This is a genomic window from Glaciibacter kafniensis (assembly GCF_039538945.1).
Lineage (GTDB): Bacteria > Actinomycetota > Actinomycetes > Actinomycetales > Microbacteriaceae > Cryobacterium > Cryobacterium kafniensis.
Window position 1 is genome coordinate 841,682 of the sequence record NZ_BAABCN010000002.1, and the last position, 22,780, is coordinate 864,461.

Genomic DNA, 22,780 nt, shown 5'->3' on the forward strand with positions numbered 1-22,780 from the left:
GTTCACACAATCAGGGCGAATTCACCGACTCCTGCGGCCTAAACTTGGTTCGATGATCGTTCCCTCGCCTTACGACGACCTGCTCGCTCCCATTCCCGTGCAGAAGCACACGGTTTCGGTGCTCGGCAGCGCCACCCGCTACTGGGAGTACGGCGACCCTCAGTCCCCGACGACCATCGTGGCGGTGCATGGCTTTCGTGGCGACCACCACGGTCTGGAGCCCGTGGTCGCCCAATTGTCGGGCTTTCGAATCATCTCTCCCGATCTCCCGGGTTTCGGCGAGTCGGAATCGCTGATCGGTGCCATCCACGACATCAGCGGCTACCGCCGCTGGCTCACTGAGTTCGTGACGGCCATCGCGCCGACCGGCCGTTTCGTGATTCTCGGTCACTCGTTCGGTTCGATTGTCGTGTCGGCCGCCATGGCCGGTGGACTGCGCGCCGACGACGTCGTATTGGTGAACCCGATCGCGGCTCCCGCCTTGTCCGGCCCCCGCGGCATCCTGACCCGGCTCGCCGTGTTCTATTACTGGGCAGGGGCGAAGCTTCCCGAACGACTTGGCTTCGCGTTGCTCCGCAGCCGTGTGATCGTGCGCGTGATGAGTCTGACCATGGTCAAGACGAAAGACCCGGAGCTGCGTCGCTGGATTCACAATCAGCACGACCGCTATTTCTCGGCGTTCTCTGATCGCCGCGTCGTCTTGGAGGCATTTCAGGCCTCGGTCGGCAATGATGTGAGCGAGTTCGCGGCGGCAATCCCCGAGCGCACGCTTCTGATCGCCGCCGAGAAAGACGACATCACCACAGTTGCCGCCCAACGCCGGCTGCAGAAGCTGTTTCCTGACGCCGAGTTGCAGGTCATCCCGGACGTCGGGCACCTCATTCACTACGAAATGCCCGCCACCGCGGCAGCCCATCTGCAGAGTTTTCTTGACGAGGAGAAGTCAGCGTGAGAATTGTTTTCGACTGCCGGTACACGCGTTTCGATCAACACGACGGCATCAGCCGCTACACCGCCGGTCTGATCACTGAGCTGGCGAAGCTGCATGCCGTGACGATGTTGATCAGCGACCACCGCCAGCTTGCGCTGCTGCCGGCAGTGCCGTGGCAGATCGTGAGCGCGCCCACCAGCATCCGTGAACCGTTTCTCGCCCTGACCGTCAACCGGCTGCGCCCCGATGTTGTGTACAGCCCCATGCAGACCATGGGGTCCTGGGGGCGTAAATACCGTCTCATTCTCACCGTGCATGACCTGATCTACTACCGCAATCGCACACCCCCGCGCGATCTTCCCGCACCGATCCGGGCGCTCTGGCGGCTGTACCACCTGTCCTGGTGGCCGCAGCGGATGTTGCTCAATCGGTCAGACGCAGTGGTTTCCGTGTCAGAGACGACGAAACAACTCATTGCCGAGCACCGTCTCACCGATCGCCCGGTCACCGTGATCTACAACGCGGCGGATGCCGTCGCGTCCGGCCCTGTGCAGCGGACAATGCCAGAGTCGACGCGGCTGGTCTACATGGGCTCCTATATGCCGTACAAGAACGTTGACACCCTGGTGCGCGCCGTCGCGGCGTTGCCCGGCTACGAGTTGCACCTGATGAGTCGGGTGAGCGACTCCGAGCGCGAGCGACTCACGCTGCTCGCGCCGCAGGCGAGTCTCGTCTTCCACAATGGGGTGTCCGATGAGGAGTACGTCGAGGTGCTGCGTTCGGCGACGGCCCTCGTGACGGCCTCACTCGACGAAGGGTTCGGCATCCCGCTGGTCGAAGCGATGGGCCTCGGAATTCCGGTCGTCGTCAGTGACATCCCGATCTTTCGTGAAATCGGCGGCGATGCCGCGTTGTTTTTCCCCGCCGAAGACCCGCAGGCTCTGGCCGCTGCCGTGCTCATGCTCGAAAAGCCGGGGGAGTGGAATGAACGCTCCCAGCGCTCAATCGTGCGGGCGAGTTCGTTCACCTGGAAAGCCTCGGCGGAGCGGCTCCTCAAGCTGCTGACGTCGGTCGGCGCCTCGACGTCTCCGACAGTGCAGGCCGAGGCGACCCGGTAGCTGGTCAGATCCCGGGACTCGCGGGCGCGTCCTGATCGTCCCTGGGCCAGGATGCCTGCAGCGCACCGACCGCCTCATCGTGGCTGAGGCCATAACGCTGCGCGACGTCAGCAAGCGCCCGGGCCGCACGCAAGACCTCAGTGGGGGTCGTGGTGACCCGTGCGCTGACGCGGGTGCCGCCGCCTGCCTGCGACGTGACGAGGCCGTCCTGCTCCAGGAGCTTGTACGCCTTGGCGACGGTGCCGGCCGCCACATTCAAGTCGCGCGCAAGTTGCCGAACCGACGGCAGTTTTTCGCCGGCAGCCAGCTGGCCCGCAGCGATCACGCTCCCGAGCTGGCGATGAATCTGGTCGGCGGGCAGGCCGTGACCCGACAGGGAGATGACGGGCATGGTCAGTGGCGCTCAGACGCGGTCAGGTCCATGTCCGCCGTCGGCCCGGCTGTCTCGGGGAGTGCGGCATTCGGGGTGCGATTGCCGGCAGGGACGGTCTCAACCGGCGCCGCACAGGTCAAGCGCGGGGTCTTCGACAGCAGGGGAAGCAGGATAAGTGCGTAGGCGAGTCCCTTCAACAGGTGGCCGGCGACACTCAATGGAACGGAGAGCGCCGCAATTGAGGTGCCGACTTTGATTCCGGTCGGTCCGTCTTGAATGGCGAGTTGGGCCGAATTGCCGATATCGGAACAGACATAGGCCAGAGTCAGAATCAGCGCACCGCAGCTCAGAGACAGCACGACGCGCGTACCGCGGTTGCGCAGCCAGACATCGAGCGCTCGTTCTCCGGCCGTTGTTGCGAGTGGGGGCCGGGCGATCAGCCATAACGCGATCAAAGTCGCCAGCGCCAGCGTGGTCGCTGCGGCAATGATTGGAATGCCGTAGTACCACCCCAGAAAATCAGTGAATGCTTGTCCCGCACCGAACGCGAAGGTCAGCTGGGTAAAGTCACCGTTCGCGTCGGGGCTTGACGCAAGTCCGGCTGCAATCACGCTAAGTACCAGGATCGTCAGGGCAGAAATCGTGCAGACGAACCACCAACGACGGCCAAACGTCCACACTGTGCGCTGATTGAGGTCGATTTGTTGACCGTGATCGTGCTGATCCGTCGTGGTACCCATCGGCCTGCGAGGCACCGGTCTCCACAGGAACACCACGATGAGCACGGTTACGGCGACGAGCGGCCCCAAGTAGGTGACCCACTTGGATTCGGCCACGTATATCGCGTTCTGCATGTAGATGAACGGCACTGCAAGAGCGAGTGCGCATCCGGTGGCCCACCGGCCCCGCCCGACCACCCGGCTAGCGCTGCGTTGCCAGAACGCTGCAGCATCCGGCGTGAGTCCACGTGCGACGGGTGGATGCCGATCAGCGGCTCGAGCGTAATGAAGCAGCACCCCGAGCGGAACGAGGATGGTCGTCGCCAAGTTGATGTAGCCGATGTAGTTGTACCAGAATCCGAGCACAGTTACCGCCCCCGCCGTCGAGCTGGGCAGGCAACGCCGCCTGCACAACTTGTATCAAACGAACGATACAGTTGCGCGGCTTCTATGTCGAGAGTTTGTGCTGATCAGGCGATCGGTTTGAACACGTCGTCGACATGACGCACCGTCGCATCAAAGTGGGTCAAGACGAGGTCGCCGCCTTGCCAGACGAAGTCATGAACTGAGCCGTTGGCGATCAGTTCGTCGTGGCGCGGTCGTTCGCCATCGGTCGCGTGTCGCAGGAGCGTTCCGATCACCCCGCCGTGGCTGATCACGAGCACTGATTTGCCCTGGTGCTGCTCGGCGATGCGGCCGAGCGCGGGCAGCACCCGATCGAGCACGTCTTGTCGACTCTCCAGACCCGGCACAGCGACGCCGTCGGGAAATTGGGCCTGACGCTCGTTGAAGGTCAGGCCCTCAATTTCACCGTGATGCCGCTCGGTAATGTCAGGGATCGTCACCGGTGCAGAGAGTCCGAGTTCTCCCGCGATAATGCGTGCCGTCTCTTCGGCCCTGGCGAGTGGGCTGGCAACGATGGCATCCCAGTCGCGCTCGCGCAGTCGAACCCCGGCTTCGGCTGCTTCCGCGCGCCCCGTGCGGTTGAGCGGAATATCGGTGCTGCCCTGAATGCGCTTGTGCAGGTTCCAATCGGTTTGACCGTGGCGCACTATCGAGATTCGTGTCATCGAGTTCTTCTTCCCTGCGTCAGTCTTTTCAGAGGCGGCGTGTGCGGCTGTCATGAGCGACGATCCAGGTCGGGATCGAGGTGACCCGCGAGTCGCTCAGCCAGCTCGGCGAGCACTTCGGAGGTGCCGGAATCAATCTTAACAACCGCCCGTCCGTCACCCTTTGTGGCGCCGCGGTTGATGACGACGATCGGTTTGCCCGCTCGCCGTGCCTGTTCAACCAGTCGGATGCCCGAATTCACCGTGAGAGAGGATCCGGCGACGATAAGGGCGTCGGCAGCACCAACGAGCGCTGATGCTTCGGCAAACGTTTCGGTGGGAACGAATTCTCCGAAGAAGACCACATTGGGTTTCAGCATCCCGCCGCAGACCGTGCAATCGGGAATGACGAAGTCGTCGATTTCTCCGACATCCGCATCGCCGTCTGGTGCGAGTCGGACCGACTCCGGCGTGGTCAAGATCGGATTTGCCGCTTCGAGTCGTTCGGCCACGCTCTCACGCCCGAACGCCTGCCCACAGGCGAGGCAGATCACGGTGTCCATTGCCCCATGCAGTTCAACGACCCGCCGCGACCCTGCCTCGGTGTGCAGGCCGTCGACGTTCTGAGTGATCACCCCGTTGATATGCCCGGTCTCTTCCAGGGCGACCAACGCCCGGTGACCCGCATTGGGCACCACCGAGTTGAACCGCTTCCACCCGAGGTGACTGCCTGCCCAATAGCGTTTGCGGGCGCGTTCGTCGCCGAGGAACATCTGGAACGTCATCGGCGTGCGGGGCTCTGATCCCTCGCCACGGTAATCGGGGATGCCCGAATCGGTGCTCAGCCCGGCGCCGGTCAGCACGGCCGCCTGTCGCCCGCGCAGCAACTCGACCACCTGGCGCACCGCATCGTCAACGTCGGTTCTGACCTTCATGCCACTCTCCACGGTCATCCGTCGTCCCTTCTGTCGAGTGGCGGCCGTTCGGCGTTCACTCGTGTTCTCCTGAGTCTAAACACCAGGGTTTCGCAGTTTGTTTCCTCACCTGTCAGGCTGGGACTTCCGATAACTTGAAAGAGGCCTCACTCCGTGCCGATTGTTCACATCGAAGACCTCGACCTTCCCGGTCTCTCCGACTACTCGCGACTGACGGATGTCGCCCTCCGACGGGTCTCGGAGCCCGCAGGCGGCCTGTACATCGCCGAGTCGGCCAAGGTCATCACCCGGGCGCTGAACGCCGGGCACCGCCCGCGGTCGGTGCTGCTGCAGGAGCAGTGGCTGGCCGACGTCGAACCGTTGCTTGCGGACTGGCCCGACGTTCCGATTTATGTCGGCGAGGCTCGTCTGCTGGAGAAACTCACCGGCTACAACCTGCACCGCGGCGCCCTGGCCGCCATGCACCGGCCCCCGCTGGCCCCGGTCGCCGACCTCATCGCCGATGCGCGCCGCATCGTCATCCTCGAAGACATCGTTGACCACACCAATGTCGGAGCCATCTTCAGAAGTGTGGCCGGACTCGGCGCCGATGCCGTGCTGATCACGCCCCGCTGTGCCGACCCGCTCTACCGCCGCAGCGTGCGCGTGAGCATGGGCACGGTTCTGCAGGTGCCGTGGACCCGGTTGCCCGAATGGGCAGAGGCCCGCCCGCTGCTGCACGACGCTGGATTCCACCTCGCCGCGCTCGCGCTCTCCGACGACGCGGTCACCCTCGACGACTTCGCCTCCGATGCCCCCGAGCGACTCGCGCTCATTCTTGGCACGGAGGGCGATGGCCTCAGCAGCCAGGCCCTTGCCGCTGCCGACACCGTTGTGACGATCCCGATGAAGCACGGCGTCGACTCGCTCAACGTCGCATCCGCTAGCGCCCTGGCCCTCTACGTTCTCCGCGTCTAGTCAGCGCAGCTTGGTTAGGATTGACGAATGCCTTCGCCCCGACAACAGCTGACGCGACGCCAGATCTATCGCCGCCGCCGGATCGCACTTTTCGGAGGGCTGGCCGTTGTGCTGGCCGGACTTGTCTTCGTGGTCAGCGCCGGAGCCGCCCCGCTTCCGGCCGCCGCAGCCGCGCTGAGCCAGCCGGAGCCGTTGACTGCTGCCGCTGCCCAGCCTGCGTGGCCGGGCTTTGGTGAGACGGCGATCGGCGCAGTCGGGTTTGACGGTGTTCTCGCTTCCAGCGGCGATCAAGCTGCGGTTCCGATTGCGAGCATCACCAAAATGGTGACGTCGCTGGTCATTCTCGAAGCCAAGCCACTCACCGTCGGCGAGCAGGGTCCGAACATCACCTTCACCGATGCCGATGTCGACATTTACTACGACACGATCGCCGAGGATGGTTCGTCTGCTCCGGTCGTCGCCGGAATGGTGCTGAGCGAGCGCGAGGCGCTCGAGGCCATGTTGCTTCCTTCCGCGAACAACTATGCGGTGTCGCTGGCGAACTGGGCGTTTGGCTCGGAGGACGCCTACCTGGCGGCGGCCTCCGCGTGGATCAGCGAGCACAAGCTCACTGCCACGACGGTTGTCGATACGAGTGGTTTGTCGGCGGGCAGCATGAGCAGCCCGGCTGATCTGGTCGAGATCGGCAAGATGGTGGCGGCCAACCCCGTGCTCGCCGAAATCGTGGCCATGACGAAGGCCGACCTGCCGACCATCGGCGTTGTCACCAACACGAACAAGCTTCTCGGCGATTTCGGCGTCGATGGAATCAAGACCGGCACAACAGACGAGGCTGGCGCCTGCCTGCTCTTCTCCGCCGATTTCACGGTCGGCACCGAGACGGTGACTCTCGTCGGCGTCATGCTGGGCGGAGACACGCACTCAGAGCTCAACGAAGCGATTGCGGCTCTCATTCAGAGCGTGAAGCCCGGTTTTCAGCAGCTGACACTGACCGAAGCTGGCGCACCGTTCGCCTCGTACACCTCAGCCTGGGGCCAGACCAGCCATGCCGTGGCCGCTGAAGACAGGTCGGTACTCGTCTGGTCTGACACTCCTATCACCGGTACGGCCACGGCCAAACCGGTCGGCACCGCGCGGTCAGGTGACAGCATCGGTAGCGTCGACTTTCAGGTGGGCTCACGCACGATCAGCGTTCCGCTCATTCTCGACGGCACTGTCAGCGACCCCGGCCTGGGGTGGCGTCTCTCCCATCCGGGCGAACTCTTCTAAACCGGCCGGTGCTCAGCGTCGTAGGGACCGGCATCGGGACGCTTGGGCTGCACGAGGTCTCCTGAAGACTGGTGACGGATGCGTCGCAGCACCCACGGCATCAGGTACTCACGCGCCCACGCCAGGTCCTCGGTGCGCGCCTGACGCCACGTTGTGCCCGGCATGGGCGCCGGAACAAGCGGCTTGAGAGAATTCTTCACGTTGAGCGTGTCCAGAAGCATCCGCGCAACCGTGTGATGGCCGAGCGGGTTCAGGTGCAGCCGGTCTGGCGACCACATGCGCGGGTCTTGAATCTCGGTGAGCGCCCAGAGGTCGGCGACGACGCAGTCATGCCGGGCCGCGACGGCCCTGATGTTTTCGTTGTAGATGGCGATCTTGCCGCGCAGCGAGCGAAACACGGGCGAGAAGCCCATATCGGTGCCGGTGAAGACCACGATTGTCGCGTTGTCCCGTGCGAGTCGTGTGATCATGTCGTCAAACTGGGCAGCGATCTCATCGGGATCGGTTCCCGGCCGGATGACGTCGTTGCCGCCGGCTGAAATCGTGATCAGGTCGGGACGCAATGCCAGTGCCGGCTCGACCTGTTCCGCGGCGATCTGCCGAATCAGCTTGCCGCGAACAGCGAGATTTGCGTAGGCGAAATCGTCGGTGCCGATGCTGAGCTGTTCGGCGACGCGATCGGCCCACCCCCGGTTGCCACCAGGGCTTGCAGGCTCAGGGTCGCCGATTCCCTCGGTAAATGAGTCGCCGAGCGCGACGTATCTGCTCCACGGATGCTCTGACTTACTCATCCTGACATTGTGCCCGGTGCAGCAGAGCCCGACACAACTTGATAGATTCTTATGAAGTGACTACTCCACCTGTTTTCGGCCCCGCCCAGGGCACGAGTGCAGCCGAACACCTTTCGCCGTCGTTTCCGGAACGCGCCGCCTGGGGCACCGCGAGCAAGCTGCGGGCCTGGCAGGCCGAGGCCCTCGAAGCCTATTTCCAGAACGAACCGCGCGACTTTCTGGCTGCTGCAACCCCTGGCGCCGGCAAGACCACCTTCGCCCTCCGACTTGCCGCCGAACTGCGCTCCCGCCGCGTGATCGACCGGATCACCGTTGTCGCGCCCACCGAGCATCTCAAGACCCAGTGGGCGAATGCGGCGGCGCGTGCGGGCATCCGTCTCGACCCGACGTTCAAGAACAGTGATGGTCGCTACGGCAATCACTATCACGGCATCGCCGTGACCTACGCGCAGGTGGCGACCCGGGCTGCACTGCACCGCGACATCACCCTGGCGAACCGCACCCTGGTCATTCTCGACGAGGTGCACCACGGCGGCGACGCCCTGAGCTGGGGCGACGCGATTCGTGAAGCATTCGACCCGGCCACGCGTCGGCTCTCGCTGACCGGAACCCCGTTCCGATCTGACACCTCGCCGATTCCGTTCGTGAGCTACCTGCCTGACAAGCACGGCATCCGTCTCTCGCAGAGCGACTACAACTACGGCTACGGCCGCGCCCTCGAAGACGGCGTCGTGCGGCCCGTCATGTTCATGGTCTACGCCGGTCACATGACCTGGCGCACCAGGGCCGGCGAAGAGATGGAAGCCAAGCTCGGCGAAGGCAACACCAAAGACATCACCTCACAGGCTTGGCGCACCGCGCTCGATCCAGGCGGCTCCTGGATTCCCGCGGTGTTGCGTGCGGCCGACCTGCGCCTGACCGAGGTGCGTCACGGCATCCCGGATGCCGGTGGCCTGGTGATCGCGACCGACCAGACGGCGGCCCGCGCCTACGCGGCCATGCTCGAGGAGATCTCGGGGGAGAGCGTCACGATTGTGCTCTCCGACGAGAAGGAGTCGAGCGACCGGATCGAGGAGTTCTCTCAGAACAGCAAACGGTGGATGGTTGCCGTGCGCATGGTATCTGAGGGTGTCGATGTTCCGCGACTGGCGGTCGGGGTCTATGCGACGAGCGCGTCCACCCCTCTCTTCTTCGCTCAGGCGATCGGTCGTTTCGTGCGGGCGCGTCGTCGTGGTGAAACGGCTTCGATCTTTCTTCCGGACGTTCCTGCCCTCACCGGACTCGCCGGCGCGATGGAATTGGAGCGCGATCACGCACTCGACCGCCGCAATCGCGACGACGAAGGCGACGGGATGTACAACCCCGAAGACGCCATGGTCGCCGAGGCCAATCGCCAGGAGAAAGGCTCAGACGAGCTCGGCGAGGAGTTCAGCTGGCAGGCGATCGACTCTCAGGCGACGTTCGACCGGGTCGTGTTCGACGGCAACGACTTCGGCCAGCTTGCCGAACCCGGCACTGACGAGGAGTTCGACTTCATCGGCATTCCTGGTTTGCTTGAACCGGAACAGGTCTCTGAGCTCTTGCAACAACGTCAGGCCCGGCAGTCCAAGCGGTCTTCTGACAAGCGCAAGGATCCGGTGACCGGCGAAGAACAGCCGGGGGAGCCGGCGCTTTTTCGCACGCTCAAAGAGCAGCGCACGCTCTTGAACAGCCTGGTTGGCATGTGGGCGAAGCTCTCGCAAGAACCGCACGGCATCGTTCACGCTGAGCTGCGTCAACTCTGCGGGGGTCCGGCCGTCGCCCAGGCCAGCGTCACCCAATTGCAGAAGCGGATCGACCTGCTGCGTCGGCGCCTCGGTCGCAGCTAACGAGCTGCTCTGCGATTCTCGGCCAACTCCGTCGCCAGGCGTGCGGCCGCTGCGGCCCGGTTCGAGACGTGGAGCTTCGAGTAGACATGCTCCAGGTGTTTCGCCACGGTGCGCGGGCTGCACGATAGATGACCCGCGATGGCGGCGTTGGTGCTTCCGGCGGCGACCAGGGTGAGTACGGTCAGCTCGCGCGGTGTCAGCGTTCCCATGGCGGTGTCTGACAGCGAGACGAGCGTTGCGCTGCTCACGGCTGAACCGTCGGGCTCGACAAGGGCGCCCAGCCCATCGACCAGGCGAATCGCCCGTTCACGTTTGCGCCTTGAGAATATGATTTTCGTCGCCTCGATTCGCTCGAGCACGGTGCCGACGCGCACTCCGTAGCATGCGCAATTTACGTATATCGTACGCCGACGATGGGTTTTAGGGTCACCTCAGAGGAATCTGATCCCCGCCTGATTCGGAAAGCGAGAGCCCATCATGTCTGACCAATTCGACCCCCTTCGCGAGAACGTGCGCGGCCGTGTGATCGTGGCGCAAGACGCAGACTATGAGGAGGCGAGGGCTGTCTACAACGGATCGATTGACAAGCATCCGGCTGCGATCGTGCGTGTCGGTCAGGTCGCGGACGTGATGGCCACGGTGAACTTCGCGCATGAGGCCGGACTCGATGTGGCCATTCGAAGTGGCGGGCACAGCGCGCCGGGGTTCGGCACCTGCGACGGGGGCATTGTGATTGACTTTGCCGCTCGAAACGGGGTTCGTGTTGATCCCGAAACGCAGACGGCTCGGAGCGAACCCGGTGCGACCTGGGCTGACTTCAACCATGCCACCCATGCCTTCGGGCTGGCCACCACCGGCGGAATCATTGGGTCGACCGGGGTGACCGGTCTGACGCTGGGTGGCGGCATCGGCTACCTGGCTCGCCAGTATGGGCTGTCCTGCGACAATCTGCTTTCGGCCGATGTCGTCACGGCCGATGGTCGGTTTCTGATCGCGAATGCAGAGAAGAATGCCGACCTATTCTGGGCACTCCGGGGAGGTGGCGGCAATTTCGGGGTCGTCACTTCCCTGGAGTTTCAGCTTCACCCGGTCAAAATGATCTACGGCGGTGTGGTCATCTTCTCGGCAGAACACGCCGTAGCGGTGGGGGAGTTCTATCGCGATCTGATCGCGTCCGCGCCCGAAGAGCTCGGCGTCTTTCTGGGTTTCCATCAGGGGCCCCCTGTGCCGTTCCTGCCCGAGGAATGGCATGGCAAGCCCGTCTGCGTCATCGTGGGCGCCTGGACCGGCGACCCGGCCGAGGGGCCGGCGCGCTGGCAACCCATCCTCGACGCCGCACCCGTGCTCGGCTCATTCGTCGGAACCCTTCCCTACCCTGCGTTGAATACGCTCTTCGACCCGATGCTGCCCAAGGGCTTGCAGGCGTACTGGAAGGCAGATTTTCTCGCCGAGCTGTCTGACGACGCACTGAACGTCGCGGCAGACTTCGGAAGCCGGGTGCCCAGCCTGGAATCGGCGAATCACTACTATCCGATCAACGGCGCCGTGCAGCGAGTCGGTGCCGACGAAACGGCGTTTGCCTACCGCAACGTCAGCTTCGCACCCGTCATCGCGGGGATGTGGCCCGACCCGGCCGATAACCCGGCGAATATCGCGTGGGTCAAGGAGTATTGGACCGCACTGCACAAGTATTCAGAGGCCGGGGGCTACATCAACTTCATGGATGCCGACGACCAGATCAGAGTCGCCGACAACTATCAGTCGAACTACTCCCGCCTCGCCCAAGTCAAGGCGACCTACGACCCCGACAACTTCTTTCACATCAACCAGAACATCACGCCGGCACTTCGCTGATCTGAACTGGTCCGTGCTGTTGGTTGAGCTTGTCGAGACCAGCGAACTGGTCTCGACAAGCTTGACCAACGATTCAGTTAGACCGCGTCGAGCGCCCGCAGGATGTCGGCGGTGAGGTCGTCAGCGTGCTCCAGGCCGATCGAGATCCGCACGACCCCGGCTGACGGCCGAGCGCTGGCCACCACCGGGCGGTGGGTGAGCGACGCCGGGTGCTGCACCAGGGAGTCGATGCCGCCGAGCGACACGGCGTGGGTGATCAGCTCGCAGGCTTCGGTGAATCGCACGGCGGCGTCGTAGCCGCCGACCAGGTCGAGAGCGATCAGTGAGCCTGCTCCCGACGTCTGAGTGCCGATCAGACCGGCAGGGTCTTGCCCTGGCAAGCCGGGGTAGAGCACCCGGGTGAGCGCCGGGTGGCCGACCAGGCGGCGGGCAACCGCGCCGGCAGTCTCCTGCTGGGCGCGAACGCGAACCGGCAGAGTACGGAGGCCGCGGTGCAGCAGGTATGCCGCGAACGGGTGGAGCAGGCCGCCGGTGAGTGCGCGCACCTGGCGCAGACGCACGATCCAGTCCGTCGGTCCTGACACCGTGCCGCCCATGACGTCGCCGTGCCCGCCCAAGTATTTGGTGGCACTGTGCAGCACCAGGGTCGCTCCCGATTCAAGGGGACGCTGTAGCACCGGCGTGGCGAAGGTGTTGTCGACGAGAACAGGCACGCTGCCCGCCGCATCCGCGACCGCATGGATGTCGGTGAGCTCAAGCGTCGGGTTCGCGGGAGATTCGAGAATGACGAGCCCGGTGTCGGGGCGAATCGCTGCAGCGACGCCGGCCACGTCAGTCCACGTGACCTCGGTGCCAAGCAGCCCGGTGGCCAGAACGTGGTCGGTTCCGCCGTACAGGGGGCGCAGGGCAACGATGTGGGGAGTCTTCGCCGCGACCGCGGAAATGAGAACGGCGCTGAGCGCAGCCATTCCCGTCGCGAACGCGACAGTGCCCTCCGTGCCTTCGAGTGCGCTGAGCGACTCCTCGAAGCGGGCAACGCCGGGCTGCCAGAGGCGCTGATAGACGGCGGAATCGCCCTCGCCCAGGTCGCCGCCGGTGGCGAGGTTTTCATAGGAATCGCCACCTGACTCGACGCCGGCCAGCGGGTTCGTCGTCGACAGATCAATCACCGGAACATGAGACCCGCTCGCGGACACGCCGCGCATTCCGCCGTGGACCGCCAGGGTTTCGATGTGCTCAGGCGTCGTTTCGATGTGCTCATGCGTCATTGTCATGCACTGAGAAAAACAGATCCTGTGCAGATGTGCAAGCGACCCCGCAGGCTCTTTCACTGCGCGCAGTCAGATCGCATAAACTTGTGGAAACAGAAAGTTGGACGCATGGATTCGAAGAAGGCCGAACTCGACAGAGTCGATCGCGCACTCCTCAGGGCACTGTCGGTGAACGCTCGGGCATCGGGAGCCGCTCTGGCCGCTGAGATCGGTGTTGCCGAATCAACCGTGTCACTACGTCTGCGGCGCCTGCAGCAACTCGGCCACATTCGAGGCTACCGGGCGAATATCGACCTCGCTGCCCTCGGCGCCTCGTTGCAGGCTCTCATCTCGGTGCGGCTGGCGAAGCACGCACGTGGTCAGATCGATGCGTTCCGCAATGCCGCCCCGCACTGGCCCGGCGTGATCGGCTTGTTTCACACAGCCGGCGCCGACGACTACCTGCTGCACGTCGCAGCTGCTGATGCGTCTCACTTACGTGACTTTGTACTTGAGCATCTGGCCGAGCATCCTGCTGTCGCACACACGGAGACAAACCTCATCTTCGAGTACGTCGACGGCGATGGCTGGCAAGACCTGGTCAAGTAGGCGACTTAACGAAACAACGCTCCCCGCCGAAGCGGGGAGCGTTGTGCAGTTCAAAGAACTGCGCAGTTCAGAAGAACCAGCCCTAAAAAGTGATTTAGAGGGCGCGGATGTTCTCGGCCTGCGGACCCTTCGGGCCCTGCGTCACCTCGAACTCAACCTTCTGGTTCTCATCGAGGGACTTGTAGCCGCTCGATGCGATTGCGGAGTAGTGCGCGAACACGTCGGCGCTTCCGTCGTCGGGTGCGATAAAGCCGAAGCCCTTTTCAGCGTTGAACCATTTCACGGTACCTGTTGCCATTATGAAACTCCTCCAGGAGTGTAAGACCGGCCCCGACTGTCGGGACCGTTCGTCGCGGTATTCGTCGTCCGCTTCCGAAAGGAATGTGGCGCACAGACCGGGGTCAATGCGTTTTAAGACGTGCAAGCACTACAACTTCTTTCTAAACACTAGACCATGAAGCTGCGTTTTCACCCGAACCTTTCAGACATTCGTTATTAAGCGTTATCTACCGTCACAAAGTCAATGAGTTGTTCGACCCGGCCGAGCAGCTCTGGCTCCAGATCGGCGTAGGTGCGCACCTGCCCGAGAATGCGCTGCCAAGCCCGAGCGATGTCGGCCTGCTCGGCGTGTGGCCAGCCGAGGGCCTGGCAGATTCCGTGCTTCCATTCGATGGAGCGGGGGATCTGTGGCCAGCTGGTCAACCCCAGCCTGGCCGGCTTCACCGACTGCCAGACGTCCACGTACGGATGTCCGACCACGAGCACATGACGCCCGTGCGGCCCGCGCGCCACGGCTTCAGCGATGCGGCTCTCCTTGGAGCCGGGCACGAGGTGGTCGACGAGCACCCCGACTTTGCGCTTCGCGTTCGGTTTGAACTCGGCCAAGAGTTCAGCCAGGTTGTCGACGCCTTCGATGTATTCGACGACGACGCCTTCGATCCGGAGATCGGCACCCCAGACCTTCTCGACGAGCTCTGCGTCGTGGCGACCCTCCACGAAGATGCGGCTGGGCAGGGCGACACGGGCCGGCGCGTTGGCGACGGCCATCGATCCGGATGCGGTTCGGGCGCGTTGCTGAGTGGTCTTCATCGTCGGGTTGATGAGTGTGACGGGCACGCCGTCGACCAGGAATCCGCTGCCGAGCGGAAACAGGCGCAGTTTGCCGTGGCGGTCTTCGAGGGTGACGATGCCCTTTTCAATGCGCGTCACCGCTCCACAGAAGCCGGTGGCGACCTCCTCGACGACGAGATCGCGGGTGGCCTCCTGCTTGTTGATTATTGTTCTGCCGGCTTCCCGCCATCCGGGGGCGAGCACGTCTTGTCCGTATCGGTCGTCAATCACTGTTTTACGTTAGCCGAACGCATTAGCGGAAGTCGCGCGAGCTCATCCGCGCACCGACGGTCAACGGCTCGAACTTGTCGGCAATCAGATTGATGACCCCCTCAGGAGAACGCTCCAGAATGCCCCGCACCACGAGCGCCGGCGACTCACGCGCGATACGCCGGTAACGATTCCAGACGCCGATCCCGGCGATCACGTTGAGGGTGCCGGTCTCGTCTTCCAGGTTGATGAAAGTGATCCCTCCGGCGGTCGCCGGCCGCTGGCGGTGCGTGACCACTCCGCCCACCTCGATCCGTCGCCCTGACTCATGCTCGGCCAACTGGTCGACCCGCAGCGCGCCCCTGGCGGTCAGCTTCGGTCTGGCGTGGCGGATCGGATGGTCGTCTGTCGAGATTCCGGTCGCCCAGAGGTCGTAGACCACCTGCTCGGCGGGGCTGAGCAGCGGCAGCAACGGCGGTTGCACGCTCACCATCGAACCGCTCAAGTAGCTGGCCTTGTCTTGGCTGGCATCCCCGGCGTTCCAGAGGGCCTCGCGCCGCTCCAAACCCAGCGTGTCGAACGCGCCGGCCGCGGCGAGCGCCTCGAGCTGTTCGGTGGTCAGGCCGACGCGACGGGCGACATCCGCCATCGACTGGTAGGGACCGTAGGCCACACGTTCGGCGACAATGCGTTCGGCGAGGTTCTGCCCAATGGTGTTGACCTCGGCCAGGCCCAGCCGCACGGCGAAGCCGCCGTCGCGGCGGTGCTTCGCCCAGTCCGGCGCAATCGATCGGTCGAAGAGCGGCACCTCTGGTTGCTCGTGGACGAGGCAGCTGTCTTGTCCGCCGAATGCCGATGCTGTTCCTGGCACGCTTTCCAACGCTTCGAGGCCGGCGTCCGCACCCGAGCGCAGGATGTCGGGGCGCAGCACGATCACGCCGTGCCGCCTCGCATCCGCCACCAGCGATTGCGGTGAGTAGAACCCCATCGGCTGGGCGCGCAGCAGCGCGGCGAGAAACGCGCCGGGATAGTGCAGCTTGAGCCAGGCGCTGGCGTAGACGAGCAGGGCGAAGCTGATCGAGTGGCTCTCGGCGAAACCGAAGTTCGCGAAAGCCTCGATCTTGTCGTAAATGTTGTCGGCGACCTCGCCGGTGATGCCGTTCTCGGCCATGCCGACGTAGAGCTTGGCTTTCAGCGAGGAGATCTTCTCGATCCCGCGTTTGGACCCCATGGCCCGGCGCAGCAGGTCGGCGTCTTCACCGGTGCATCCGCCGACGGCCATGGCCATCTGCATGAGCTGTTCCTGAAAGAGCGGCACCCCGAGGGTGCGTTCGAGCACCGGTTCGAGTTTCGGATGCAGGTAGGTCACCTTCTCGGTGCCGAGCTTGCGCCTGATGTACGGGTGCACCGCGCCGCCCTGAATCGGGCCGGGACGAATCAGCGCGATCTCGACCACGAGGTCGTAGAACCGGCGTGGCTGCAGGCGGGGGAGCGTGCCCATCTGCGCCCGGCTCTCCACCTGAAAGACGCCGATCGAGTCGGCCCGGCAGAGCATGTCGTAGACGCCCTGCTCCTCGCGCGGGATGGTGTCGAGCGCCCACCGCTCACCGAGGTGCTCCGCGGTCAGATCGAAGGTGTACTGCAGCGCGGCGAGCATGCCGAGCCCGAGCAGGTCGAACTTGACCAGGCCCATCCAGGCGCAGTCGTCTTTGTCCCACTGCAACACCGTGCGGTTCTCTTTGCGGGCGTGTTCGATCGGGCAGACTTCGCCCACCGGCCGGTCGGTGAGCACCATACCGCCGGAGTGGATGCCGAGGTGCCGCGGAAAGGTCAGCACCTGTTCGGCGAGCTCGACGACGGATGCGGGGATGTCATGGTCGCCACTGGCCACCTGACCGCCCCAGCGTTCAATCTGCTTGGACCAGGCATCCTGCTGCCCGGTGCTGTAGCCCAGCGCCTTGGCCATGTCGCGCACGGCGAACTTGGGCCGGTAGGTGATCACATTGGCCACCTGCGCGGCGTTCAGTCGCCCATAGGTGGCGTAGACGTACTGGATGACCTCTTCACGCCGGTCGGAGTCGAAGTCCACATCGATGTCGGGTTCTTCGTCGCGCAGGCTCGAGAGAAACCGTTCGAAGGGCAACCGGTAGTAGATCGAGTCGACGGCGGTGATCCCGAGCACGAAGCAGACGGCGGAGTTGGCCGCAGAGCCCCTGCCCTGGCAGAGGATGCCGCGACCCTTGGCGAAGTGCACGATGTCGTGAACGATCAGAAAGTAGCCGGGAAAGTCTTTCGCCTCGATCACGGCGAGTTCCTTCTCGATTCGCTCACCCACACTGTTGTGCGAGCCGGGGTCGTCGTAGCCGGGGTATTTCTTGGCCGCTCCCTCCCAGGTGAGCTTGCGCAGCCAGCTCATCGGGGTGTGGCCATCGGGCACGCTCAGCTTCGGCAACCGGGGGCGCGCCCGGCGCAGCGGAAAGGCGAGTTCGGCGGCGAGCGGCACCGTGTTGGCGACGGCACCGGGAAACCTGGCGAACCGTGCGGCCATCTCGGCGCCGCTGCGCAGATGGGCGCCACCGGATGCCGGCAGCCAGCCGTCCATCTCGTCGAGACTGCGCCGGGCACGCACGGCGGCCAGCGCGCCGGCCAACCGGTGCTCGGCGGGGGTGGCGTAGTGCACGCTGTTCGTCGCGATGATCGGCAGGCCGGCTTCGGAGGCCAGCCGGGCCAGAACGTCGTTGGTGCTGCTGTCGGTCGGGTGTCCGTGATCGAACAGCTCCACGTAGACGTTGCCGGCGCCGAAGAGGTCGACCAGGCGGGTCAGCTCTGCGGCGGCCGCAGCCGGTCCGCTGGTGGCGAGGGCCTGGCGCACGGCGCCCTTGCGGCATCCGCTCAGCACCACCCAGTGACCCGCTGACTGCTCGGCCAGCGTGTCGAGGTCGTAGACAGGGCGGCCTTTCTCTTGGCCGCCCAACTGGGCGTGGGTGAGTGCAGACGCCAGACGGTGGTAGCCCTCTTCTTGGCGGGCGAGCACGACCAGGTGGGTTCCTTCCGGGTCGGCGGTGCCGTTCTGGGGCGTGCTCAAGCCGAGCGAGAGTTCGGCACCGAACACCGTGGCAATGTTCGGAAAGCTCTCGGCGGTTTCGGCCAGGCGCACGACACCGTAGAGACCGTCGTGGTCGGTCAGGGCGAGAGCGGTCAGGCCGAGCCGGCTGGCCTCCTCAAGCAGCTGCTCTGGCGAGCTGGCTCCGTCGAGAAAACTGAAGTTGGAGTGCGCGTGCAGCTCGGCGTATGGCACCGTTTCGCCGGTTGGCGCAGGCGGCGGCTCGTGCGGAATGTACGGCTGACGCTTGCTCGACCAGGCCGGGCTGTCGCCACCGTCTGCGGCGGGCGGGGTGGCGCCAGGGCGGCGTTGGTCTGACAGCTTGCGCTCAAGCTCAGACCAGGGGATCGGGGGGTTACTCCAGCCCATGGGAACACCTCCACTCAGTCATAGCGCGCCTCCGCCCACCAGACGTGGTCTTCGAGCGCGAGCAACCAGGCGTTGCCGTCGACATCGACCACCTGAAAGCGGTGCAGCCCGCGCCCGCGTTCGGCATCCCACCAGCGTTCACTGACCGGCCACGGCCCGGCCCAGGCATCGATCGGGCGCTGGTCTGCCGCCTTCGCCGTGGGGGAGAACCAGCCGGGCGCCCCGGTGAGGATGCCCCGCTCGTCAACGTCGATCGGCTCGCCCCCTGCGGCGACAACGGCAACAGGCTTGCGTGTCGTGAACACGGTCGAGGGGGCCAGCCCGGGCAGGCTGCCCGGCCAGGGCTGCGCCTGCGCACCGCGCAGCACGGCACCGGACCCGGGCGCCTCGTCGCCCCAGGGCACCAGGATCTGCCGGTCTGCGAGCATCCGCCCGCCGCCGATGACCGCGGTGAGCACGCCCTCGTGCCCGAGCATGCTCTGCACCCGAGTGAGTCCGTGGTGGATGCGTTCATCGGGCCCGGAACCCCAGAGACCCTGTTCGTGGTGGCCCGTCGAGTCGACCCGTTCCGGCGTGATCTGCACCTTCGCGATGCCCGAACGCAGCCCGGTATCGATGCTGCCACCGCCCTGCAGCTGCCAGCGCACCCGGTCGACGACATCCGCGGCGGTGAACCAGCGCGGATGCAGCCAGCTGCGCAGTGAGATCTCGCCCGATTCGGTGTGCACCTCGATCGCGACCGCGGTGCAGACCAGCCGGGCCTCGGTGAGCGCGTCGATGAAGCCCTCGGCCGACGCCCGGATGGCGAAGGTCACCTGGTCGACGCGGTCGAGCGCCGGGTCGAACTCGACGGTGAGGTCATGCAGCTTCGGCGGTACCCGGGCGACAACGCTACGGCTGTCGAGTCCGCTCGCCTTCTCATGGGCCGCGGCGCCCTCTGCTCCGAACCGGCGGCGCACATCGAGGGCGGGCAGCGCGGCGAAGTCGCCGAGGGTGTGAACGCCGAGCCGGTGCAGCAGGGTGGCAAGCCGGGCATCGACGAGAAGGTTCACCGGCAGCGGAGCGAGAAACCGGGGTGAGTCCCCTGGATCGATGATGAGCACTGGGCTCTCAGGCCCGCGGGTGGCACGCGCCGCCTGCTCGGCGGCAAAGGGCCCGTCGGCGATTCCCACCCGCACATCGGGAACACCGAGTTCGGCCAGGCAACGGATGAGCTCCTGCGCGGCTGCCTCTTCGCCGCCGTAATAACGGCTCGGCCCGCGAGCGCGGATGGCGCTGGTTCCGGGGCGCAGCACCTGCACCCCCGGCGTGATCTCTTCGATGCCACGGATCACCGGTTCGAACGCGCGGGCGTCATTCACCGGGTCATAGGGAAGAACGATCAGCGACGTGCACCGGTATTGGGCCTCACGCAGAGTCAAGCCGCGCTGCACCCCCTCGGCGCGGGCGGCCCGGGAACACGCGAAAACGAGGCCATGCTCGATCAGGGCCAACGCTTCGTCGGCGTTCACGCCGGATTCCAAAGCCTGGGTCGCCGCGACAATCGGCCAGTCGGGGCACCAGAGCACGATCGTGCGGGTCAGCCGGGTGGTCATGCTCACCCCGCGACCGCGTGGAGCCCTGCGCTGCGTGACTCAGCACCGCTTGGCACCGCACCGCTTGGCACAGCACCGAGCTGCGGTTTCGCCGACCGGAACTGCTGCTCACCATCGGGCAACCACAGCCGGGTGCTGTTCGCTCGGGCGAACCCGGTGCGCCCGGAGGAGGAGACCGTCACCTCGCGCCCGGTCAACAAGCCGTGCCCGCGACCCACTCCGCTCCACCGGCTGGAGGTGACCCGCAACTGCGCTTCGCTCTGTGGCCACTCGCCCACAACGATCAGCGCGCAGCCTCGTTGGCGCAGCCGGGCGCCGAGCCGGGCGACATCCGCATCGCTGGCCTTGCGTGGCGGGCGAGTGACCACCACGGTGAGCACATCGACGAGTGCCGCGGTCACGGTGAGCCACTGCTCACCGGGCGCGGGCACCAAGACAAGCCGTTCGAGGTCGATGCCGAACCGGGTCGCCGCCTCTGCACCGAAGTTCGGTAGGCCGACGACCCCGCACCAGGCGCCGCTCTGCGAGGGGCCGGCCAGCAAGGCCATCACCAGGGTGGTCGACCCGTCAATCGAATAGGCCGCACCCTCCCGCAACGCCCCGCCGGGCAGGATGTCGGCCAGTGCGGGGAGGGTGGGCAGCGCCGTCGTCGACAGCTTGGTGGCCTGCATTCCTTGGATGCGCTCTTGCAGCGCGACCACCCGACTGTGAGCTGCTGACGAGGGGGAAGCAGCGGGAATGGACATACTTCAATGTTCGAACACTTGTTCTATTAAGTCAACCGAGATCACGCATTCCCGGCGAGTCGTAAGGCAGACCGCCAGACGCGTCACACAGAACCCAAGTGCCGCGCACTGACCACTCTGACAGCGACCACCGACATCCGCTTCACATCTGGTTCACGCCCACGTTCACACCGCCTCCGGCACCGTATGCGGGCCCGACGGATGCGTTGACACGACGGCATCGCCCTGTGTGCCCCCACCCGCATGCTCGATGCTCGCCGCGGTCTCCCGCGCCAAGAAGGTGCCCAGCTCACCGATCGTGCTCATCAGTGGAGCAGGGAAGACCACCAGGGTGTTCTTGTCGACACCGATATCGACCAGGGTTTGCAGATTACGCAGCTGCAGGGCAAGCGGATGCGCCATCATCGTGTCGGACGCGTCGCCCAGTGCAGCGGCGGCCAGGGACTCGCCCTCTGCGGCGATGATTTTCGCGCGCTTCTCCCGCTCGGCTTCGGCCTGCTTGGCCATGGCGCGCTTCATCGAATCAGGAAGCAGAATGTCCTTCAGCTCGACCAGGGTCACCGCGACACCCCAATCAACGGTCTGCACATCGAGAATCTCGCGAATGTTCACGTTCAGGATGTCCGTCTCGGCGAGCGTCTCATCCAGTGCGTGTTGACCGACGACCTTGCGCAGCGTCGTCTGGGCGATCTGCTCGATCGCGGCTCCGACATTCTCAATCGCGATCACCGATTTCACCGGGTCGACGACGCGGTAGTAGGCGACGGCCGAGACCCCGACGCTGACGTTGTCGCGGGTGATGATGCCCTGCGACTGGATGGGCATCGTCACGATCCGCAGCGACACCTTATGCATCACATCGACAATCGGGATGATGAACCGCAGACCCGGCATGCGGGTTCCGACCAGGCGACCGAATCGCAACACGACACCCTGCTCATATTGCTTGACCACCTTGATCGAAGCGGCAAGCAGAATAATCACCAGAACGACGACGATGACCGAAATCACAATTGTCCAGATCATGAGAATCATCTCCACGACGACGGAACTCCTGCTCGTCGTCTCACGTTAATTCTGATCCTGTTTCGCTGTGAGTGCACCGTGTTCGACGAGCCGAATGAGGGAGGCCGGCCTCGCCTTCCCGGCCTCGCCTCCACGTGCACCAGCGGCGCCCGGGAGTAACCTAGCCCTATGTGTGGTCGATTCATCATTACCGATACGGCGCCCGATCTCGTCGCCATGTTCGACGTCGAGCATGAGGGCGAGAACATTCCAGAGCCGTCGTGGAACGTCAAGCCGACCGAGCAGATTCCGATCGTGCTCGAGTCGGCCAAGCAGGAGCCGGCGGTGCGTCGACTCGAATCGGCGCGCTGGTCGCTGGTTCCCTCGTTCGCGAAAGAACTCGCGGCCCCGTACCCCACCTTCAACGCCCGCGCAGAGTCGGTCGGCGAGAAGTCGACGTTCAAGAACTCGCTGGCATCGAAGCGGGCTCTGATCCCGGCCACCGGATACTACGAATGGCACACGGTCGGCACGAAGAAGACTCCCTATTTCGTGCATTCCGACGACGGGTTGCCCCTCGCTTTCGCCGGTCTCTATTCCTGGTGGCGCAACCCCGCCCTCCCCGACACCGACCCGGCCCGTTGGGTGCTGACCGCGACGATCTTGACGACCGACGCGCAGGGGCCGCTCGCAGCGCTCCACGAACGCATCCCTGTCGTGCTCCCCGAGGAGTGGTGGGACCACTGGCTCGACCCGCACACGACGGGTGATCAAGGCTTGGCGGATGCGGCTGTCGACGCGTCGCGCCCGCTTGCCGCAAGTCTGCAGTTCTATGCGGTTGCCAAGCTCGACGGCAATGGTCCAGAACTGCTCGAGCCGATCGGCGAGATCGGGCAGCTCGTCTAATTCGTGTGGAGGC

General features: G+C 64.8%; 21 protein-coding genes. 8 read left to right on the top strand and 13 right to left on the bottom strand.

Going from position 1 to position 22,780, the window contains the following annotated elements; genetic code table 11:
• Window positions 1-52 precede the first annotated feature (52 nt).
• Window positions 53-952: an alpha/beta fold hydrolase gene (locus ABD791_RS04400; protein ID WP_345062637.1), complete on the top strand. Its 900-nt coding sequence runs from the start codon at window positions 53-55 to the stop codon at window positions 950-952.
• On the top strand, window positions 949-2,049 hold the full coding sequence (locus tag ABD791_RS04405) for a glycosyltransferase family 4 protein (RefSeq protein WP_345062639.1): 1,101 nt from the start codon (window positions 949-951) through the stop codon (window positions 2,047-2,049). Before ABD791_RS04400 ends, ABD791_RS04405 begins: the two co-directional genes overlap by 4 nt.
• A 4-nt stretch (window positions 2,050-2,053) precedes the next feature.
• Here ABD791_RS04405 and ABD791_RS04410 read toward each other — a convergent pair whose 3' ends face one another.
• The 4 genes from ABD791_RS04410 to ABD791_RS04425 all read right to left on the bottom strand — a co-directional run bounded on the left by ABD791_RS04410 (window position 2,054) and on the right by ABD791_RS04425 (window position 5,125).
• The gene (locus tag ABD791_RS04410) at window positions 2,054-2,440 is read right to left on the bottom strand and encodes a GntR family transcriptional regulator (RefSeq protein WP_345062641.1); all 387 of its coding nucleotides are present in this window, start codon (window positions 2,438-2,440) and stop codon (window positions 2,054-2,056) included.
• A 2-nt stretch (window positions 2,441-2,442) separates the two neighbouring features.
• The gene (locus ABD791_RS04415; protein WP_345062643.1) at window positions 2,443-3,507 is read right to left on the bottom strand and encodes a hypothetical protein; all 1,065 of its coding nucleotides are present in this window, start codon (window positions 3,505-3,507) and stop codon (window positions 2,443-2,445) included.
• Between the two features lie 104 nt (window positions 3,508-3,611).
• On the bottom strand, window positions 3,612-4,211 hold the full coding sequence (locus tag ABD791_RS04420) for a histidine phosphatase family protein (RefSeq protein ID WP_345062645.1): 600 nt from the start codon (window positions 4,209-4,211) through the stop codon (window positions 3,612-3,614).
• A 50-nt stretch (window positions 4,212-4,261) separates the two neighbouring features.
• Window positions 4,262-5,125, bottom strand: coding sequence for a Sir2 family NAD-dependent protein deacetylase (locus ABD791_RS04425; RefSeq protein WP_345062647.1), 864 nt, complete (start codon window positions 5,123-5,125; stop codon window positions 4,262-4,264).
• Window positions 5,126-5,278: 153 nt separating this feature from the next.
• Here ABD791_RS04425 and ABD791_RS04430 point away from each other — a divergent pair, with 153 nt between their 5' ends.
• Window positions 5,279-6,082: a TrmH family RNA methyltransferase gene (locus tag ABD791_RS04430; protein ID WP_345062649.1), complete on the top strand. Its 804-nt coding sequence runs from the start codon at window positions 5,279-5,281 to the stop codon at window positions 6,080-6,082.
• A gap of 27 nt (window positions 6,083-6,109) precedes the next feature.
• Window positions 6,110-7,351 (top strand): D-alanyl-D-alanine carboxypeptidase family protein, encoded by a 1,242-nt coding sequence (locus ABD791_RS04435; RefSeq protein ID WP_345062651.1) that lies wholly within the window; start codon window positions 6,110-6,112, stop codon window positions 7,349-7,351.
• On the opposite strand, the gene ABD791_RS04440 is transcribed toward ABD791_RS04435, so the two are convergent.
• Complete coding sequence (locus tag ABD791_RS04440) at window positions 7,348-8,142, bottom strand: SGNH/GDSL hydrolase family protein (RefSeq protein WP_345062653.1); 795 nt, start codon at window positions 8,140-8,142, stop codon at window positions 7,348-7,350. The genes ABD791_RS04435 and ABD791_RS04440 overlap by 4 nt on opposite strands.
• A 56-nt stretch (window positions 8,143-8,198) precedes the next feature.
• Here ABD791_RS04440 and ABD791_RS04445 point away from each other — a divergent pair, with 56 nt between their 5' ends.
• On the top strand, window positions 8,199-10,010 hold the full coding sequence (locus tag ABD791_RS04445) for a DEAD/DEAH box helicase (protein WP_345062655.1): 1,812 nt from the start codon (window positions 8,199-8,201) through the stop codon (window positions 10,008-10,010).
• Here ABD791_RS04445 and ABD791_RS04450 read toward each other — a convergent pair.
• A complete protein-coding gene (locus tag ABD791_RS04450) occupies window positions 10,007-10,258 on the bottom strand; it encodes a response regulator transcription factor (protein WP_345062657.1) in 252 nt (83 codons plus the stop codon). The two genes, ABD791_RS04445 and ABD791_RS04450, sit on opposite strands and share 4 nt — an antisense overlap.
• A gap of 229 nt (window positions 10,259-10,487) precedes the next feature.
• On the opposite strand from ABD791_RS04450, the gene ABD791_RS04455 reads away from it, so the two are divergent.
• Window positions 10,488-11,864 carry an FAD-binding oxidoreductase gene (locus ABD791_RS04455; RefSeq protein WP_345062659.1) on the top strand — a complete coding sequence of 459 codons (1,377 nt, stop codon included), beginning with the start codon at window positions 10,488-10,490 and terminating at the stop codon, window positions 11,862-11,864.
• Window positions 11,865-11,941: 77 nt separating this feature from the next.
• Here ABD791_RS04455 and ABD791_RS04460 read toward each other — a convergent pair whose 3' ends face one another.
• On the bottom strand, window positions 11,942-13,138 hold the full coding sequence (locus tag ABD791_RS04460; protein WP_345062661.1) for a trans-sulfuration enzyme family protein: 1,197 nt from the start codon (window positions 13,136-13,138) through the stop codon (window positions 11,942-11,944).
• 105 nt (window positions 13,139-13,243) lie between these two features.
• Here ABD791_RS04460 and ABD791_RS04465 point away from each other — a divergent pair, with 105 nt between their 5' ends.
• A complete protein-coding gene (locus tag ABD791_RS04465; protein WP_345062663.1) occupies window positions 13,244-13,723 on the top strand; it encodes an Lrp/AsnC family transcriptional regulator in 480 nt (159 codons plus the stop codon).
• A 94-nt stretch (window positions 13,724-13,817) separates the two neighbouring features.
• Here ABD791_RS04465 and cspE read toward each other — a convergent pair whose 3' ends face one another.
• From cspE to ABD791_RS04495, 6 genes are all read right to left on the bottom strand, one after another.
• Window positions 13,818-14,021: a transcription antiterminator/RNA stability regulator CspE gene (cspE, locus tag ABD791_RS04470; protein WP_055814297.1), complete on the bottom strand. Its 204-nt coding sequence runs from the start codon at window positions 14,019-14,021 to the stop codon at window positions 13,818-13,820.
• Between the two features lie 197 nt (window positions 14,022-14,218).
• Window positions 14,219-15,061 (bottom strand): DUF3097 domain-containing protein, encoded by an 843-nt coding sequence (locus ABD791_RS04475; protein ID WP_345064494.1) that lies wholly within the window; start codon window positions 15,059-15,061, stop codon window positions 14,219-14,221.
• A 25-nt stretch (window positions 15,062-15,086) separates the two neighbouring features.
• On the bottom strand, window positions 15,087-18,515 hold the full coding sequence (locus ABD791_RS04480) for an error-prone DNA polymerase (protein ID WP_345062667.1): 3,429 nt from the start codon (window positions 18,513-18,515) through the stop codon (window positions 15,087-15,089).
• A gap of 14 nt (window positions 18,516-18,529) precedes the next feature.
• A complete protein-coding gene (locus tag ABD791_RS04485; protein ID WP_345062669.1) occupies window positions 18,530-20,110 on the bottom strand; it encodes a DNA polymerase Y family protein in 1,581 nt (526 codons plus the stop codon).
• A gap of 2 nt (window positions 20,111-20,112) precedes the next feature.
• Window positions 20,113-20,856: a hypothetical protein gene (locus ABD791_RS04490; RefSeq protein ID WP_345062671.1), complete on the bottom strand. Its 744-nt coding sequence runs from the start codon at window positions 20,854-20,856 to the stop codon at window positions 20,113-20,115.
• A 165-nt stretch (window positions 20,857-21,021) separates the two neighbouring features.
• A complete protein-coding gene (locus ABD791_RS04495) occupies window positions 21,022-21,882 on the bottom strand; it encodes a slipin family protein (protein WP_345062673.1) in 861 nt (286 codons plus the stop codon).
• A gap of 168 nt (window positions 21,883-22,050) precedes the next feature.
• On the opposite strand from ABD791_RS04495, the gene ABD791_RS04500 reads away from it, so the two are divergent.
• A complete protein-coding gene (locus ABD791_RS04500; RefSeq protein ID WP_345062675.1) occupies window positions 22,051-22,767 on the top strand; it encodes an SOS response-associated peptidase in 717 nt (238 codons plus the stop codon).
• The last annotated feature ends 13 nt before the right edge of the window (window positions 22,768-22,780 follow it).

Excerpts from the sequence above, each read along its gene's own strand:
- ABD791_RS04410 (WP_345062641.1), bottom strand. The coding sequence starts at position 2,440 with ATGCCCGTCATCTCCCTGTCGGGTCACGGCCTGCCCGCCGACCAGATT.
- ABD791_RS04460 (WP_345062661.1), bottom strand. The coding sequence starts at position 13,138 with ATGACAATGACGCATGAGCACATCGAAACGACGCCTGAGCACATCGAA.
- ABD791_RS04435 (WP_345062651.1), top strand. The coding sequence starts at position 6,110 with ATGCCTTCGCCCCGACAACAGCTGACGCGACGCCAGATCTATCGCCGC.
- ABD791_RS04420 (WP_345062645.1), bottom strand. The coding sequence starts at position 4,211 with ATGACACGAATCTCGATAGTGCGCCACGGTCAAACCGATTGGAACCTG.
- ABD791_RS04440 (WP_345062653.1), bottom strand. The coding sequence starts at position 8,142 with ATGAGTAAGTCAGAGCATCCGTGGAGCAGATACGTCGCGCTCGGCGAC.
- ABD791_RS04480 (WP_345062667.1), bottom strand. The coding sequence starts at position 18,515 with ATGGGCTGGAGTAACCCCCCGATCCCCTGGTCTGAGCTTGAGCGCAAG.
- ABD791_RS04495 (WP_345062673.1), bottom strand. The coding sequence starts at position 21,882 with ATGATCTGGACAATTGTGATTTCGGTCATCGTCGTCGTTCTGGTGATT.
- cspE (WP_055814297.1), bottom strand. The coding sequence starts at position 14,021 with ATGGCAACAGGTACCGTGAAATGGTTCAACGCTGAAAAGGGCTTCGGC.
- ABD791_RS04485 (WP_345062669.1), bottom strand. The coding sequence starts at position 20,110 with ATGACCACCCGGCTGACCCGCACGATCGTGCTCTGGTGCCCCGACTGG.
- ABD791_RS04490 (WP_345062671.1), bottom strand. The coding sequence starts at position 20,856 with ATGTCCATTCCCGCTGCTTCCCCCTCGTCAGCAGCTCACAGTCGGGTG.
- ABD791_RS04455 (WP_345062659.1), top strand. The coding sequence starts at position 10,488 with ATGTCTGACCAATTCGACCCCCTTCGCGAGAACGTGCGCGGCCGTGTG.
- ABD791_RS04500 (WP_345062675.1), top strand. The coding sequence starts at position 22,051 with ATGTGTGGTCGATTCATCATTACCGATACGGCGCCCGATCTCGTCGCC.
- ABD791_RS04400 (WP_345062637.1), top strand. The coding sequence starts at position 53 with ATGATCGTTCCCTCGCCTTACGACGACCTGCTCGCTCCCATTCCCGTG.
- ABD791_RS04465 (WP_345062663.1), top strand. The coding sequence starts at position 13,244 with ATGGATTCGAAGAAGGCCGAACTCGACAGAGTCGATCGCGCACTCCTC.
- ABD791_RS04425 (WP_345062647.1), bottom strand. The coding sequence starts at position 5,125 with ATGAAGGTCAGAACCGACGTTGACGATGCGGTGCGCCAGGTGGTCGAG.